This window comes from Collinsella aerofaciens ATCC 25986 (assembly GCF_964239575.1).
Lineage (GTDB): Bacteria > Actinomycetota > Coriobacteriia > Coriobacteriales > Coriobacteriaceae > Collinsella > Collinsella aerofaciens_BQ.
The window spans coordinates 1-14,567 of the sequence record NZ_CAXSQQ010000018.1 but is presented as its reverse complement, the minus strand read 5'-3'; the positions used below and the strand labels follow the sequence as shown (position 1 = coordinate 14,567).

Below are 14,567 nucleotides of genomic sequence, written 5' to 3'. Positions count from 1 at the left end.
GTGGCCACCCTTTGTTTTGGGTAGTCACCTGCGACGTTCTTTAACGACTAGTCATTTAAGAACGTCCCCGATGGCTAGGTGAGAGAGAGGTGAGCGCATGGCGGATAACGAAGCGCTGTTTACGCCTGAGCTGGTGTTTTTTGATTGGGAGTGTGCGACGCCGGATGAGGTGTTCGCGCGGCTTGAGGGCGAGCTTGCACCACGTGGCTACATTGCATCCGGTTGGCTCGACGCCGTCCGCACGCGTGAAGATGCCTATCCCACGGGCCTTGCCATGCCGGCGGCCAACATCGCTATCCCGCACACCGACCCGGGGTTTGTGGCCAAGCCCTATATCGCGGTGGTGAAGCCCGCCGCGCCCGTGACATTTAACGCTATGGCTGGCATGGGCGCTCCGGTGCCGGCGCAGATCGTCATTAATCTGGGCATTGCCGAGCCGGGCGGCCAAGTCGAGGCCCTGCAAGCGCTCATGAACATCTTTATGGGCGCCGATGCCGCAGCCGACGTGCTCGGCCAGACCACGCCCCAGGGTATGGTCGACGCCATCCGCCGCCACTTCTAAGGTGGGGCTGAGTCGGCACTTGGGGGACGTTCCTTTTCTGTCGGCACTTGGGGGACTGTCCCTAACTGCCGGCACATAAAGAACGTCCCCAACTGCCAAGTGCCGCATCTGCCCCCTTTGCACCAAAATGGTGCAGATTAACCTGCCCCCAATGTACCAAGCGTGCCGCGGGGGCCGCGTTGTGACACAATGGCGTTTGTTCGATCCGTTATGCGAAAGGCCGACTATGGCAAATAAGAAAAAGAACTCCGAGGCCGCGCCGACGCCCGAGCAGCAGGCTCGCGCTGCCTCCAGCTCTCGCAAGAAGCAGCGCAAGACGTACGTGTCTAAGACCGTCAAGATCGTCCTGGTGGTCATCGGCGTGCTGGCGATGCTGCTTTCCGTCTCGGCGATGGCGTGCTCCGGCCTTATGTCGCGGGCTGAGGACGCCTCGGGCTACAAGCTGACCGGCGGTGTTGCTGCTACTATCAACGGCACCAACCTCACCGAGGACACCGTGACCAAGCAGATCATGAGCATGCGCACGTCCTACGGCTACACCAAGGACAAGGACTGGGCGCAGTATCTGGTCGACAACGACCTCACGCCCAAGAAGTACCGCAAGCAACTCATCGACTCCTACACGCAGCAGATTCTGCTTCAACAGGCACAGAAGGAGAACGGCGTGACGGTGTCGGATGAGGAGGTCGAGAAGGCTTGGAAGGACGCGTGCAAGAGCGCGGGCGGTGCCAAGGCCTTTAAGAAGACCCTCAAGACCTACGGCTATACCGAGGACACCTACAAGGATTCGCTCAAGGAGAGTCTGGCGCAGCAGAAACTCAAGGATGCGGTAGCGCCCACAAGCAAGCCCAAGGACAGCGAGATCGTCGATTACATCAACGAGAACCTGTCTAACTACAACGATGCTCGCCGCTCGTCGAACATCCTGATCAAGGCTGATTCCGATGCTTCCGACGAGGACAAGGCTGCCGCCAAGGCCAAGGCACAGGAGTGCCTGGACAAGATCAACTCCGGTGAGCTGAGCTTTGAGGACGCCGTTGAGCAGTACTCCGAGGACACCGGTTCCAAGGAGAAGAAGGGCGATGTGGGCTGGGATAAGCTCACCACCTTCGTCGACAGCTACCAGGCGGCGCTCGAGGGGCTCAACAAGGGCGATGTGAGCGACGTCGTCGAGTCGACCTATGGTTACCACATCATCAAGTGCACCGACTACTTCCATGTCGATAATCAGGTCGATGACATTAAGCAGGTGCCCAAGGACATCAAGAAGTACGTCTCCAACGTGGTGAAGACGCAGGCGGCAAGCACCGCGTACAGCGAGTGGCTGGAGCAGTACAAGAAGGACGCCGACATCACCGTCAACCCCATGCCCAAGGACGTGCCCTATAACGTGAGTCTGAAGGGCGTCACCAAGAGCTCGACCGACGATTCGTCGACGACTGAGTAATCATGGGGCGGCGCTCGTGTGAGTGCCGCCCACACTATTGAGGAGGATTTGCAGATGACCAACGAAGAGCTGCAGCAGGAAATGATCGCCGCCATGAAGGCCAAGGATAAGGTTCGCCTGTCCATCATTCGCCAGGTCAAGGCCGAGGTGAAGAATATCGAGGTTAACGAGCGCCGCGATGTGACCGAGGAAGACGTCAACAGCATGATCAAGCGTCTGATCAAGCAGACGAGCGAGACGCTGGAGATGTCCATCAAGGCCGGCAACGACCAAGAGCGTACCGACAACCTGACCGAGCAGGTCAAGATTCTGGAGAGCCTGCTGCCCGCGCAGGTTTCGGGCGAGGAGCTCGAGGCCCTGATCGAGCAGGTTATCGCCGAGCTGGGTGCCACGTCCAAGAAGCAGATGGGCCAGGTCATGGGCGCTCTGGGTAAGGCCACTGGCGGCAACTTCGATAAGCCGGCAGCAGCAAAGATCGTCGGCGCCAAACTCGCATAGGGGCCTAGCGGTACATAGTTGATGTTGAGGGGGCGTGGCCGTCATGGTCGCGCCCCTTTTTGCTGGCTGGGCACTCATTGGGGACGGACTTAAATGAGTGCCCAATGAGTAGGCACTCATTTAAGTCCGTCCCCAATGAGTGAGTGGAAGGTTGCGGGTTCTTTACGGGAATGTAGTGTGGGCTGCGGAAACGCGGTTCTTTCCGTACAATAGTTCAACTCGTGTAAACGCAGGGAAGGGACATTCATGGCAGACATGATCGAGATCAAGCATCTCAACAAGTACTTTGGCGACCTGCATGTGCTCAAAGATATCAATCTCACCGTCAAGCGCGGCGAGAAGCTCGTAATGATCGGGCCTTCCGGCTCGGGTAAGTCGACGCTCATCCGTTGCGTCGATTATCTGGAGGAGCCCACGTCGGGCGAGGTCGTCATCGACGGTACGCCGCTCACCAAAAAGAATCACCTGGAGATGGCTCGCAAGTATAGTTCCATGGTGTTTCAGCAGTTCAACCTGTATCCCAACATGACGGTGCTCGGCAACCTGACGCTCGCGCCCATCAAGCTGCAAAAGAAGAGCAAGGAGGAGGCGACCGAGATCGCCATCGCCGCTCTCAAGCGCGTTGGCATGGCGCATAAGGCCGGCGAGTATCCGCAGAATCTCTCGGGCGGTCAGCAGCAGCGCATCGCCATCGCCCGTGCCCTGTGCACCAAGCAGCCCATCATCCTGTTTGACGAGCCGACCTCGGCGCTCGACCCCGAGATGGTCCAGGAGGTTCTGGACGTTATGATTGAGCTCGCGCAGGAGGACATCACCATGATCTGCGTGACGCACGAGATGGGCTTTGCGCGCCAGGTGGCTGACCGCGTCATCTTTATGGAGGACGGCCGCATCCTGGAGGAGGGCACGCCCGAGCACTTCTTCGATAACCCCGAGAACCCGCGCTGCCGCGAGTTCCTGTCCAAGATTCTGCACTAGGCGCGGTGATGGACATGACGGATATGACGAGGGCGGCCGTGTCGCGCCGTCACTTTATGCAGCTGGCGGGCGCCGGCATGCTCGCGCTGACGGGGGCCGCGCTTACCGGTTGCGGCAACTCCACCAGCGGCGAGGGCTCCGACAAGGGGTCCAAGCTTGCGGCCATCAAATCGCGTGGCCATCTGAATGCCGGCGTTAAGAAAGACGTTCCCGGCTACGGCTATTACGACACCGCCAAGGGCCGCTTTGAGGGCATGGAAGTCGATTTGTGCTACCAGATCGCCGCTGCCGTCTTTGGCGTGGGCTACAAGGATGCCCGTGCCCAGGAGCTTGTCGAGTTTACCGACGTAACGCCCAAGACGCGCGGCCCGCTGATCGATAACGGCCAGCTCGACGTGGTCGCGGCGACCTACACCATCACCGACGAGCGCAAGAAGAGCTGGGATTTCTCGACGCCGTACCGTACCGACTACGTGGGACTTATGGTCAAGAAGCGTTCGGGCTTTACCTCGATTGAAGATCTGGATGGCAAGGTCATTGGTGTGAGCCAGGGTGCCACCACACAGGGCCTCATCGAGCAGATGATCAAGGACAACGGCTTTAGCTGCAAGCCCGAGTTTAGGGCCTTTAGTGGCTACCCCATCATCAAGAGCTCGCTCGACGCCGGCAATATCGACGTCTTCGCCATGGACCGCTCCACGCTGGCCGGTTACATGAACGAGACCGTTGAGCTTCTGCAGCCCGAGGTCAAGTTTGGCGAGCAGGGCTACGGCGTGGCGACCAAGAAGGGCTGCGACCTTTCGGCCGTGGTCGATCAGGTGATTTGCGATCGCCTGGCCGACGGCTGGCTCGACCAAGAGGTCAAGACCTGGGGTCTTGTATAGGCGCATCGTCCAAGGAAGGAATCAAATGCTCGAAGGATTATTTGACGCCGACCGTTGGTCGACGACATTTCAAAACATGGGGCCCTTCTGGGAGGGCTTTGGCGTGACGCTGCAGGTGGTCGTTGCCGGTCTGCTGCTGTCGCTAGTGCTGGGTACGCTGCTGGGCGTGTTCTCTACCACTCGTTCGCGCGTGTTGCGCGCCATAAGCCGCGTGTACGTGGAGTTTTACCAGAACACCCCGTTGCCCGTGCAGGTGCTCTTTATGTACATGGCCGGTCCGCAGTTTTTGCAGGCCATAACCGGTGCCGACCAGCCGGTGCGCATTGCGCCGTTCGTACTGGGCTTCTTGGGTGTGGGCCTGTATCACGCGGCCTACATTTCGGAGGTCATCCGCACTGGTATCGAGGCGGTTCCGCGCGGTCAGATGGAGGCGGCCCAGAGCCAGGGCTTCACCCGTGCGCAGGCGTACTGGTACATCGTGCTGCCCCAGACATTTAAGATCATTCTGCCGCCGCTGTGTAACCAGGCGCTCAACCTGGTCAAGAACACGTCGGTGCTGGCGCTTGTGGCCGGCGGTGACCTTATGTACCGTTCCGACAACTTTGTGAGCCTGTACGGTTACCTGCAGGGATACATCGTCTGCTGCCTTATGTACTTCATCATCTGCTTTCCGCTCGCCATGCTGGTGCAGTGGCTCGAGCGCCGCTCCAAGGAGCGTCCGCGCGGCGTGAGCCTGGCCGAGCTGGGGCTCGACAACGTAGAGGAGGCCTAGCGCATGGAAATCTTCAACGCGACCAACCTGCTCTACATTTGGGGCGGCTTTGTTAAGACGATCGAGATCTCGGCGCTGTCGATCTTTTTCTCGCTCATCTTTGGCACGGTGCTGGCGCTCGTTAAGAGCTATGCGCCCCGCCCGTTCCGTATTTTGGTGAGCGCCTATATCGAGTTGTTCCGTTGCACGCCGAACCTGCTGTGGATCCTGTTTATCTACTTTACGGTGCAGGGTTTGGACATTGTGATTTCGACCATCGCCTTTACGCTGTTTACCAGCGCTGTTATGGCCGAGATTGTGCGCGGCGGCCTCAACTCGATTCCACGAGGCCAGTTTGAGGCAGCGCAGAGCCAGGGCTTCGGCTTCTTTGCCACCATGCGCTACATCATTCTGCCGCAGACGTTTAAGACGATCATTCCGGCGCTGTTTAGCCAGTGCACGACCGTCATCAAGGACAGCTCGTATCTTTCGGGCATTAACGTGGCCGAGCTCATGTACACGGCCAACGTCGTGATGGCCCACGCGATCGATCTGTCGCAGGTGCTTATGCTCTACGGCCTGGTGTTTGCGATGTACTTTGTGCTCAACTTTGGTATCTCGCTGCTGGTCCGAGCGTATCAGCGCCGTATCGTAGCCGCATAGTCCTGCTTCCCCAAGCACGGCACTTTGCCCCTCAATCGTCACTTGCGTACATTTAGTACGCGGCGCTCCTCTTTCGGGGCAATCTGTCGCACTTGGGAAACCAGGACGGTCGTAAGTGACAAAATGGGAATCAGGAATCGCCTACTTTTCATTTGTTAGAAAGGAATCGCGATGAGCGATCTGGAGAATAAGAAGAATCCTGTGGTCATTACCATCGCGCGCGACTTTGGCGCCGAGGGCCACGAGATTGGTCGCATGCTTGCCGACGAGTTGGGGATTCCGCTGTACGATAACGAGCTGCTGGTGCGCGCGTCGCTGCGCGCGGGCGAGTCGCTCGATAAGATGGCCGCCTATGACGAGCGTCTGGCCGTGGAGAACATGGCGTTTCTGCCCGACCGTTACGACGCGCGCTCGTACTCGGACAAGTTGTTCCAAAAGATGAGCCAGGTGATTTTGGATCTGGGCGAGACCGAGAGCTGCATTATCGAAGGCCGTCTGTCCGATTATCTGCTGCGCAACAACCCCAACCACATTGCCGTGCTGGTGACCGCACCCTTTGAGGACCGCGTCGAGATCGTGCGCAAGAAGCGTGGCCTTAATAAAAAGAAAGGCGCCAAGCTGGTCAAGCAGCAGCAGAAGGCGCGCGAGGCGTTCTATAAGCGCTATAGCGCCGGAAAGTGGAAGATGACGAGCGGTAAGGATATCGTTGTCAACCGCGCCAAGTTGGGACGCGAAGGCTGTAAAGACGTCATTGCCGCTGCCTACCGCTACAAAGTGGCGCAGCTCGAAGGCTAGCCGATCAAAACCACCACAAAGGGGACAGCACCTTTGTGGTGGTTTTTGTTTTAGGCAGAGGGGAAGGCTTTGGCGAGACCGGCGCGCGTCTGCGTGTCGGTCTTTTGGTAGATAGAGCTCAGGTGGCGCTGCACCATGCGCATCGAGATACCGAGCTCCTCGGCGACCTGCTTGAGCGGGCGTTCATCCTGGGTCACGGCTATGAGCACGTCGACTTCGCGCGGGGTGAGGGCGTGGTTGGCGATGAAGGCCTGGCGCTGCTCCTCGACGGTGGGCGCGGCGAGCACTTCTTCTGCCAGCTGCTCGCGCTCGCGCTCCTGCTCGGTTTGGGGTAGGCGGAACAGGCCGGCTGCCACGAATGCCGCGCAGGCGGCGACGAGCAAAACGAGCGCACCGATCATGATGAGGGCAACGTTGCCCGAGGTCACAAGGGCAAGCGAGATGCCCGATGTAGTGAATGCGCATGCATTGTTGGCGGCGCGTCCCATGCCGGCCCAGAGAGCGGGCGCATGCATGTGCGGTGCCAGCTGTGTAAAGGTGGCGGTAAAGAACGTGACAAAAAAGCCCGAGCTCAGGTAAAAGACGACAAGGCCCAGGTTGGGATCGGCACCGGCCTCGACGGCCAGGATGGAAATGGTCGAGAGCACGGCAATGCCGAGCATGACAAGCCCCATGTATCGGCGCTCGGCAAGATCAAAGATAAGACCGGCGGCAAGGCCGCTTGCCGCCAAAAAGAGGCGCGGCCAGGTCTGCACGGCAATGGTGCCGTGGGCGTTGGAGAGTGTGACCACGTTGTCGAGGGTCGAGAACAAGCAGGCAAGAATCATGACGAGCGCGATGCTCCAGCATGCCTGTTTGGCGAGGGCATGAGAGGGCTCAACAAAGGGATTGATGGCGGGGCTGGAGCTCTCGGCAGCCTTTTGGGGAACGACGCTGAGGGCGGAGATGGCGATCGTCGCTGTGCCAAGGACGATGAGCTCTGCGATACCGCCGCAATTGAGCAGGTTGACGGCGAACTGCATCAGGATGCCCGCGGCATAGGCCGCTCCCGCACCGGTGGCGAGCTTGGGATCATCCTGAAATGCCAACGAAAAGGCGTGGTGAGTGGCGGCGCCCAGCAGGCCGAGTCCAAAGAACGCCACGCACCCCAGAATCTCGAGGGCAAGCGGGCCCGTGGGGGACTGGATCTGGGTCAATCCCAGGATGGCGACGGGAACAGCGGCGTTGGCGGCTGCCAATGAGTGGCCTTTGCGCTGTGCGAGCCCGAGCAGCGGCGCATATCCGATAAAGCCGAGTACACTCGCGCCCAGAATAAAGCCCTGTGCGATCACAACGCGTTCGGCACCGGCGAGCAGCCCGACGTTGACGTCGAAGCGAAACTCGGCGGCAAGGAAGGCGAAGGTAAACAGTGCGAGTGCCAGAAGCGCGTTGATTTTAGGCTTGCTCAGATTCAAGGACAGTCCTTTGGGTGGACGGAATAGTCGTGTCCTCGATTGTAGCGTCCCTGGGACGCGTGTGACGACAACGAAATCATATTGAATTAAACCGCAGGTAGAGGCCTAGGTTCGCATCTACGAACCTAGGCATATGGAGTCATTTGGCACATCTTGGTGGTACAGGACCGCCACAAAGGGGACAGGCACCTTTGTGGCGGTATGTCCCTACGACCAAGGAGGCCGTTATGAACGGAAGTCACTTCGATAAGCAAACTCAGCGTGAGCGCACCTGCTCGCTGGTTCACGGTACTTGGCGTTGTGTGGGTGCCAAAATCGCTTGCGCCGGCGCGTGTGCGCTTATGGTCGGTCAGTTGCTGCTGCCGAGCGTGGCGCTGGCGACGGAATGCGCCGATCTCGCCGCTGGGACGGATGAGGTTGCCGCGGCTCCGGTGACGCCGACGGTTGCGGAGGATGCGGCCGCAACGACCGCGCCTGCAACCGATGCTGCTCCGGCGGCGCAAGCCACCGCTGAGCCTCAGCAGACGGCCCCGACTGGCGCCACCGATGAATCCAACGATGCGGCACCCGCTGAACAAAATACTCCCAGCGACAACGCCGCCACGCCGGCGAATGACGCCATCATGCCCCGCGGTGTGACTGATGTTGTTGGCGGCAGCGACGTTAGGGTCAATACGACCGTGGTTTCCCGCTACACGGACTGCGCGCTTCCGAGCAATGTCACACTCGAAAAGGGCCAGTCGTATACCTATGATTTTCCCGATGTTGAGGGCGGCATGCCGGATGAGCCGCTCTGCGAACTTGTCGAAACCAAGTACTACCGGGCCGATGCTGCTTCGGGCACCCTGGCTGAAGTCCAGGACACATCTATGTCCGATGTGACGGCCCGCTTTGAGCCTGTTGGCGATTACATGAGGCTGACGCTGACCTTTACGGGTGGCGCGGCAGGCGGCTCGTATCGACTCACGCGCAATGAGGCTCTCTATATTGGCACGGCACTGGAGTATACCGGAACTGACTATGAAGGCAGCTCGACTATCCTCAACGAAACCAGGTACGATTATTACCTCCGCTACGTCATCAAGAGCGAAATTACGCTCGTTGCATCGGAAAACGAAGCCCTCCATAACCTGGACGTCAACGACGTGAAGACCGACTACGCGCCCGGCGAGGCGCCGCGCGCGACCGCGACGATCCCCGTTGCTGACGCCGACAAGTACGAGATCGCCTATGAGTGCTGGGAAGAGATGGAGCTCGATATGGAATCCGGGGAGTCGGTACCCGTTGCCTTCTGGTATTCCGACCCCGCGAAGTACACGCCGGGCATGAAGAAGATTGACCACTTCGAAGAGGGAAAGTTCTACATGTACTCCGTTGAGCTGAGGCTCAAGGGCGACAATACCGTGGCCGATGACTGCAATATGAACGTCAACGGTCATTGGGCGCACCACATCAAGACCGTCAACGGCGTCTTCGCGCCAAACGCTGACAATATGCTGTGCGAGCAGCCGATCGACGAATGGCGGGCCATCGACGTTATCGAGATCAACGGTGCCACGACCACCTTCAAGGCGGGCGATAAGCCGGTCTTTACGGCGAATGTTCCGACGGGCTCCAACTCCCTTCCTCAGTGTGAGTTCTGGACGGGCAGCGATGGCAGCGAAGTGAACTCTCAGAAGTTCTGGGATCAGAACATCACGAACCACATCGATGCCTTTAAGCCTGGCGTGACCTATCGCTACGGCATCTACCTTAAGTCGGCGCGCGGCTTCTACTTTACGCCCAACACCAAGCTGGTGATCAACGGCCAGGAGTGCGGCTACCAGGTCGCGGATAGCGTATCCGATGAGGACAGCGGCTGGATTTACACCCTGTGGCTCAACACCGATCTGGCCTTTACGCTTGAAGCCACGCCGACTCCCGATCCGCAGCCTACGCCGGATCCCAAGCCGACACCGCAGCCTGAGGTTAAGCCCGAGACCAAGCCCGAAGTGAAGCCCGAGACCAAACCCGCGGCCAAGTCGGCCACGACAACCGCCACGACCAAGACGGTTGAGAAAACCACGCAGGCCAAGAAGAGCGATGCTGTCCTGGCTACCACGGGGGATACCACCGCGATGACGGTCGCCGCCCTAGGCATCGCCGGCGCAACCGTCGCCGCCGCCGGCCTCGCCGCGACAAAGCGCCGCAAACGTTAGAGCTGGGTGACGGCTCTCGTTCTCGGCCTCAGCAAAATCTCAATCTGTAACACCAAACTGCCCAAAACGCCTCTAGATGTTACAGATTGAGATGAACCGAATGGCCGCCAATCTAATGTCTCGATCTGTAACACCAAGCGGGGAATTTGACCTCTAACTGTTACAGATTGAGACAAAGCGGGGGCGGCTGGCACAATATCTCGATCTGTAACAACTACAAGGCTCAACGGGCTCCAGGTGTTACAGATTGAGACAAAACGAGCAAGCAAGTCCCAAACCACCACAAAAGTGCCTGTGAACTGCGCCCCGAAACTTGGACTGAATAAATAGCGACTACGCCGCAAGGGCCTGGTTCCGGAACTCCTCCGGCGTCAGGCCCTTCAATCTTACCTGCCTGCGCCGCGTGTTCCAATGGGCTATGTACTCCTCCAGGTCGCGCTTGAAGTCCCCGAAGCTGCCCCACTCCCTGCCGCGGTAGAACTCGTCCTTCACGTGGCCGAAGAGCTGCTCGGTGGCGGCGTTGTCGATGCAGTTCCCCTTGCGTGACATGCTTTGGGTGATGCCCGCCCCCTCCAGCCTGGAGGCGTAGGACTCGTGCTGGTACTGCCAGCCCATGTCCGAGTGCATGGTCGGCGCCGCCCCGTCTGGCAGGGCCTCGAGGAGCCGGTCGAGCATCCTGTGCTGCTGGGCGAGGTCCGGCGAGGTCGATATGTCGCTCGCCACGATCTCCTTCGTGCAGAAGTCGAGCACCGGGGCCCAGTAGGCCTTGGCGCCGGCGACCTTGAACTCGGTGACGTCGGTGCCGAGCTTCTGCCACGGCCCGTCGGCGCCGAAGTCCCTCGCGATGACGTTCTCGAACGTGCTCCCCACGAGCCCCCTGTAGGAGCTGTACCGGCGGCGGGAGCCCCGGCGGCGTATCCCGCGCCGGATGCCCATCTCGCGCATCATCTTGAGCACGGTCTTGTCGGCCACGACCGCGCCCAGCTCGGCGCGCAGGCACATGGCTATCTGCCGGTGCCCGCAGCCGTTGGCGGTGCGCGAGAATATCTCGGCCGCGGCGTCGCGCAGCTCGGGCCTGGTCGGCCTCCGCGGGTGCGCCAGCGCGTAGTAGTAGGTCGACCTCCTGAGCCCCGAGCACTCCAGCAGGTGGCGCAGGGAGTGCCCCTCCGCCCTCAGCACCCTCACCGCCTCGGCCGCCGCCCTGGTCAGAGCCCGTCCCGCTCGACCAGGGCGCGCAATTTTTTTAGGTAGGCGACCTCAGCCTCGAGCCTGCGGCAGCGCTCCTCGAGCTCCTGCTCGCGGGTGCGGGCCCGGGGTTTCGACCTCGACCCCCTCGGCCTGCCCTTCGGGCCGGGCCGCAGCGCCTCGGCGCCGCCCTCGCGGTAGAGCCTGCACCAGCGCTCCAGCGGGGACTTCGACCTGATCCCGAACTCGGCCATGGCGTCGGTCTTCGCCATCCCGCCGTCGACCACGGCCGACGCCGCGGCGACCCTCTGCTCGAATGTGTACCTGGATTGTTTCCCGCCCATGGACAGCAGCGCCTCGCTTCCGAACGCCCGGTATACCCACTGCCATTCTCTCACGGTCTCGCGGGGGACGGACAGGGCCTCGGCCGCCGGCTTGCAGCCGACGCCGGCGTCGAAGAGCTCGACGGCCCGCCTCCTGGACTCCAGGTCGTGCTTCACCCTGAGGTCTATACTCATGGAAAACCTCCCATTTCCCGATGTCCAAGAAATGGGAGGCAGTTCACTGTCCCCTTTGTGGTGGTTTGGGCGGCCGGCATAGAAAAAGTCCCCGCCGGGCGTGTGCTCGACGGGGACTTTGCCGTTTGATGGCTAGCGCTGTAGGTGATTACTCGCCCAGCAAGCTCTTGGTGATGGAAGCGGCGGCCTTCTTGCCGGCGCCCATCGCCAGAATGACCGTAGCGGCACCGGTGACGATGTCGCCGCCGGCCCAGATGCGGGGATCGGTGGTCTGGCCGGTCTCCTCGTCGGCGACGATGTAGCCCCACTTGTTGAGCTCCATCTTGCCGCCGATCTTCTTTGCGAAGGGGTTGGCGTTGGTGCCGATAGCCGAGATCGCGACGTCGCAGGGGATCTCCTCGATGGCGCCCTCGATGGGCACCGGGCGACGACGGCCGGACTCGTCGGGCTCGCCGAGCTCCATCTTCTGGACCTTGACGGCGCATACGGAGCCGTCCTCGCCAGCGACAAACTCGAGCGGGGAGACGAGCGGCAGAACCTCGACGCCCTCGGCCTTAGCATGGTGCAGCTCGGCGCGACGGCAGGGCATCTCGTCCTCGGTACGACGGTAGGCGATGATGGCATGCTCGGCGCCCAGGCGCTTGGCGGTACGGACGGCGTCCATAGCCACGTTGCCGCCACCAAAGACGACGACGTTCTTGCCGTGCTTGGTGGGGGTGTCGTACTCGGGGAACTTGTTGGCCTTCATCAGGTTCACGCGGGTGAGGTACTCGTTAGCGAAGAAGACGTTGGGCAGGTTCTCGCCGGGGACGTTGAGGAACTTGGGCAGGCCAGCGCCGGTCGCCACGTAGATGGCGTCGAAGCCCTGCTCGAACAGCTCCTCGGCCGTGGCCATGTTGCCCACGACGGAGTTGTACTCAAACTTGACGCCCATGTCCTCCAGGCCGTCAATCTCGCGCTTGACGACTGCCTTGGGCAGACGGAACTCGGGGATGCCGTAGACTAGCACGCCGCCGCCGGTGAAGAAGGCCTCAAAGACGGTGACGTCAAAACCGTTACGGGCGAGCTCGCCGGCGCAGGTGATGCCGGACGGGCCGGAGCCGACGACGGCGACCTTCTTGCCGTTCTTGGGAGCCATCTTGGGCGTGGAGGCGAGCTCGGGGCGGTCACCCAGGAAGCGCTCGAGCTGGCCGATGGCCACGGGCTCGGACTTCTTGCCACGGATGCACTTGCCCTCGCACTGGTTCTCCTGCGGGCAGACGCGGCCGCAGATAGCGGGAAGCATGGAGTCCTCGCGGATGGTATCGAGAGCGCCGCCGAAGTCCTTCTCGCGGATCTGCTCGATAAAGCGGGGGATGTTGATGTTGACGGGGCAGCCCTCAACACAGAACGGCTTCTTGCAGTTGAGGCAGCGCTCGGCCTCGGCCAGCGCCATTTCCTCGGTGAAGCCCTTGTCGACGGGGCGGAAGTCGCAGGCGCGCTCGGCAGCCGGCTCCTCGTTATCGGGGGTGCGGGGCGACTTCATATCGGCAACGAAACGACCGTTAACTAGTGGCATGCGCAGCTCTTTTCCTCATAGGCCTTGAGGGACTCGCCCTCTTCGGAACGGTAAGCGGCCTGGCGGGCACGAAGGTCATCCCAGTCGACTAGGGTGGCATCGAAGTCGGGGCCGTCGACGCAAGCGAACTTGGTCACGCCGCCCACCTCGACGCGGCAGCAGCCGCACATGCCGGTGCCGTCAACCATGATGGGGTTGAGCGATGCGGTGATGGGGGTGTCGTACTTCTGGGCGGTGAGGGTCGAGAACTTCATCATCGGAACGGGGCCGACGCAGAAGACCTGGCTCACGGCCTTGTCCTGCAGCAGGCGCTCCAGCGGAGCGGTGACAACGCCCTGCTCGCCGTAGGAGCCGTCGTCAGTGGTGATGTGGATGTGGTCCTCGTCGAGGAGCTCGCGGAACTGGTCCTCCATAAGCAGGAGGTCCTTGGTGCGGGCGCCCATGATGGCGTGCACCTCGTGGCCGGTCTCGACCAGGTGCTTGGCGACCGGGAAGGCAATTGCCAGGCCGACGCCGCCGCCAATGACGGCGCAGGGGCCCTCGGCCATCTCGGTGGGAACGCCCAGCGGGCCCACGACGTCGCGCAGCGACTCGCCGGCCTCGTAGGTGGAAAGCATCTCGGTGGTCTTGCCGATCACCATGAAGATGAACTCGACCCAGCCCTCGTCACCGTTCCAGCCGGCCAGGGTAAACGGGACACGCTCGCCCGTCTCGTTGGCGCGAACCATGAGGAACTGTCCAGCGTGCGCATGCTTGGCGATTGCGGGCGCCTCGATGCGGAACTTGAACACCTTCTCCGAGAACTGCGTCTTCTCCAGGATCTTATACATAGAACCCCTCTCTTGTTAGGGCCGCCGAACCGTGCCTCCACGGAAATGGACGGTAGCCCGAATAAAACCGTACGCGCACAGGCGTTGTGCAGACATACGGTGCAAATTATACCCTCATGGACATGTCACTTACGTGTGTCTTCGGCGGTTGGGAGCAGGGTTTATCCACTCCTTGATTCTCATTTTCATTGCAACAGCCTCAGGACTCAGCGCAACGCGTTGCGCTGAGTCCTGAGGCGCGAATCC

14 protein-coding genes are annotated in these 14,567 nt (G+C 60.9%); 9 read left to right on the top strand and 5 right to left on the bottom strand.

Features of this window, described 5'->3' with window-relative positions:
- Window positions 1-97: 97 nt before the first annotated feature.
- The 8 genes from ACESUZ_RS07820 to ACESUZ_RS07785 all read left to right on the top strand — a co-directional run bounded on the left by ACESUZ_RS07820 (window position 98) and on the right by ACESUZ_RS07785 (window position 6,578).
- The gene (locus ACESUZ_RS07820; RefSeq protein ID WP_195193289.1) at window positions 98-562 is read left to right on the top strand and encodes a PTS sugar transporter subunit IIA; all 465 of its coding nucleotides are present in this window, start codon (window positions 98-100) and stop codon (window positions 560-562) included.
- Between the two features lie 226 nt (window positions 563-788).
- The gene (locus ACESUZ_RS07815; protein ID WP_373199413.1) at window positions 789-2,009 is read left to right on the top strand and encodes a peptidylprolyl isomerase; all 1,221 of its coding nucleotides are present in this window, start codon (window positions 789-791) and stop codon (window positions 2,007-2,009) included.
- A gap of 54 nt (window positions 2,010-2,063) precedes the next feature.
- Window positions 2,064-2,507, top strand: coding sequence for a GatB/YqeY domain-containing protein (locus ACESUZ_RS07810; RefSeq protein ID WP_373199411.1), 444 nt, complete (start codon window positions 2,064-2,066; stop codon window positions 2,505-2,507).
- Between the two features lie 246 nt (window positions 2,508-2,753).
- A complete protein-coding gene (locus ACESUZ_RS07805) occupies window positions 2,754-3,485 on the top strand; it encodes an amino acid ABC transporter ATP-binding protein (RefSeq protein ID WP_022094215.1) in 732 nt (243 codons plus the stop codon).
- Between the two features lie 8 nt (window positions 3,486-3,493).
- Window positions 3,494-4,369 (top strand): transporter substrate-binding domain-containing protein, encoded by an 876-nt coding sequence (locus tag ACESUZ_RS07800; RefSeq protein WP_373199409.1) that lies wholly within the window; start codon window positions 3,494-3,496, stop codon window positions 4,367-4,369.
- Between the two features lie 25 nt (window positions 4,370-4,394).
- Window positions 4,395-5,141 carry an amino acid ABC transporter permease gene (locus tag ACESUZ_RS07795; RefSeq protein WP_035136546.1) on the top strand — a complete coding sequence of 249 codons (747 nt, stop codon included), beginning with the start codon at window positions 4,395-4,397 and terminating at the stop codon, window positions 5,139-5,141.
- 3 nt (window positions 5,142-5,144) lie between these two features.
- Window positions 5,145-5,783, top strand: a complete 639-nt coding sequence (locus tag ACESUZ_RS07790; RefSeq protein ID WP_055285379.1) for an amino acid ABC transporter permease — start codon at window positions 5,145-5,147, stop codon at window positions 5,781-5,783.
- A gap of 171 nt (window positions 5,784-5,954) precedes the next feature.
- Window positions 5,955-6,578, top strand: a complete 624-nt coding sequence (locus ACESUZ_RS07785) for a cytidylate kinase-like family protein (RefSeq protein WP_055251542.1) — start codon at window positions 5,955-5,957, stop codon at window positions 6,576-6,578.
- Window positions 6,579-6,628: 50 nt separating this feature from the next.
- Here the strand turns inward: ACESUZ_RS07785 and ACESUZ_RS07780 are convergent, their stop codons facing one another.
- Window positions 6,629-8,032, bottom strand: coding sequence for a helix-turn-helix transcriptional regulator (locus ACESUZ_RS07780; RefSeq protein ID WP_238022993.1), 1,404 nt, complete (start codon window positions 8,030-8,032; stop codon window positions 6,629-6,631).
- A gap of 227 nt (window positions 8,033-8,259) precedes the next feature.
- Between ACESUZ_RS07780 and ACESUZ_RS07775 the strand changes: the two genes are divergently transcribed.
- Window positions 8,260-10,230 (top strand): LPXTG cell wall anchor domain-containing protein, encoded by a 1,971-nt coding sequence (locus tag ACESUZ_RS07775; protein ID WP_373199408.1) that lies wholly within the window; start codon window positions 8,260-8,262, stop codon window positions 10,228-10,230.
- A gap of 333 nt (window positions 10,231-10,563) precedes the next feature.
- Here the strand turns inward: ACESUZ_RS07775 and ACESUZ_RS07770 are convergent, their stop codons facing one another.
- The 4 genes from ACESUZ_RS07770 to ACESUZ_RS07755 all read right to left on the bottom strand — a co-directional run bounded on the left by ACESUZ_RS07770 (window position 10,564) and on the right by ACESUZ_RS07755 (window position 14,321).
- Window positions 10,564-11,415 (bottom strand): IS3 family transposase, encoded by an 852-nt coding sequence (locus tag ACESUZ_RS07770; RefSeq protein ID WP_373199406.1) that lies wholly within the window; start codon window positions 11,413-11,415, stop codon window positions 10,564-10,566.
- 20 nt (window positions 11,416-11,435) lie between these two features.
- Window positions 11,436-11,933 carry a helix-turn-helix domain-containing protein gene (locus ACESUZ_RS07765; RefSeq protein ID WP_099431658.1) on the bottom strand — a complete coding sequence of 166 codons (498 nt, stop codon included), beginning with the start codon at window positions 11,931-11,933 and terminating at the stop codon, window positions 11,436-11,438.
- Between the two features lie 148 nt (window positions 11,934-12,081).
- On the bottom strand, window positions 12,082-13,491 hold the full coding sequence (gene gltA / locus ACESUZ_RS07760) for an NADPH-dependent glutamate synthase (RefSeq protein ID WP_006235794.1): 1,410 nt from the start codon (window positions 13,489-13,491) through the stop codon (window positions 12,082-12,084).
- The gene (locus ACESUZ_RS07755; protein ID WP_006235793.1) at window positions 13,482-14,321 is read right to left on the bottom strand and encodes a sulfide/dihydroorotate dehydrogenase-like FAD/NAD-binding protein; all 840 of its coding nucleotides are present in this window, start codon (window positions 14,319-14,321) and stop codon (window positions 13,482-13,484) included. Before ACESUZ_RS07755 ends, gltA begins: the two co-directional genes overlap by 10 nt.
- Between the last annotated feature and the right edge of the window lie 246 nt (window positions 14,322-14,567).

What these genes read in the sequence shown, in the direction of transcription:
- ACESUZ_RS07815 (WP_373199413.1), top strand. Translation starts at nt 789, where the DNA reads ATGGCAAATAAGAAAAAGAACTCCGAGGCCGCGCCGACGCCCGAGCAG.
- ACESUZ_RS07755 (WP_006235793.1), bottom strand. Translation starts at nt 14,321, where the DNA reads ATGTATAAGATCCTGGAGAAGACGCAGTTCTCGGAGAAGGTGTTCAAG.
- ACESUZ_RS07800 (WP_373199409.1), top strand. Translation starts at nt 3,494, where the DNA reads ATGGACATGACGGATATGACGAGGGCGGCCGTGTCGCGCCGTCACTTT.
- ACESUZ_RS07775 (WP_373199408.1), top strand. Translation starts at nt 8,260, where the DNA reads ATGAACGGAAGTCACTTCGATAAGCAAACTCAGCGTGAGCGCACCTGC.
- ACESUZ_RS07785 (WP_055251542.1), top strand. Translation starts at nt 5,955, where the DNA reads ATGAGCGATCTGGAGAATAAGAAGAATCCTGTGGTCATTACCATCGCG.
- ACESUZ_RS07790 (WP_055285379.1), top strand. Translation starts at nt 5,145, where the DNA reads ATGGAAATCTTCAACGCGACCAACCTGCTCTACATTTGGGGCGGCTTT.
- ACESUZ_RS07765 (WP_099431658.1), bottom strand. Translation starts at nt 11,933, where the DNA reads ATGAGTATAGACCTCAGGGTGAAGCACGACCTGGAGTCCAGGAGGCGG.
- ACESUZ_RS07805 (WP_022094215.1), top strand. Translation starts at nt 2,754, where the DNA reads ATGGCAGACATGATCGAGATCAAGCATCTCAACAAGTACTTTGGCGAC.
- ACESUZ_RS07810 (WP_373199411.1), top strand. Translation starts at nt 2,064, where the DNA reads ATGACCAACGAAGAGCTGCAGCAGGAAATGATCGCCGCCATGAAGGCC.
- ACESUZ_RS07795 (WP_035136546.1), top strand. Translation starts at nt 4,395, where the DNA reads ATGCTCGAAGGATTATTTGACGCCGACCGTTGGTCGACGACATTTCAA.
- ACESUZ_RS07820 (WP_195193289.1), top strand. Translation starts at nt 98, where the DNA reads ATGGCGGATAACGAAGCGCTGTTTACGCCTGAGCTGGTGTTTTTTGAT.
- gltA (WP_006235794.1), bottom strand. Translation starts at nt 13,491, where the DNA reads ATGCCACTAGTTAACGGTCGTTTCGTTGCCGATATGAAGTCGCCCCGC.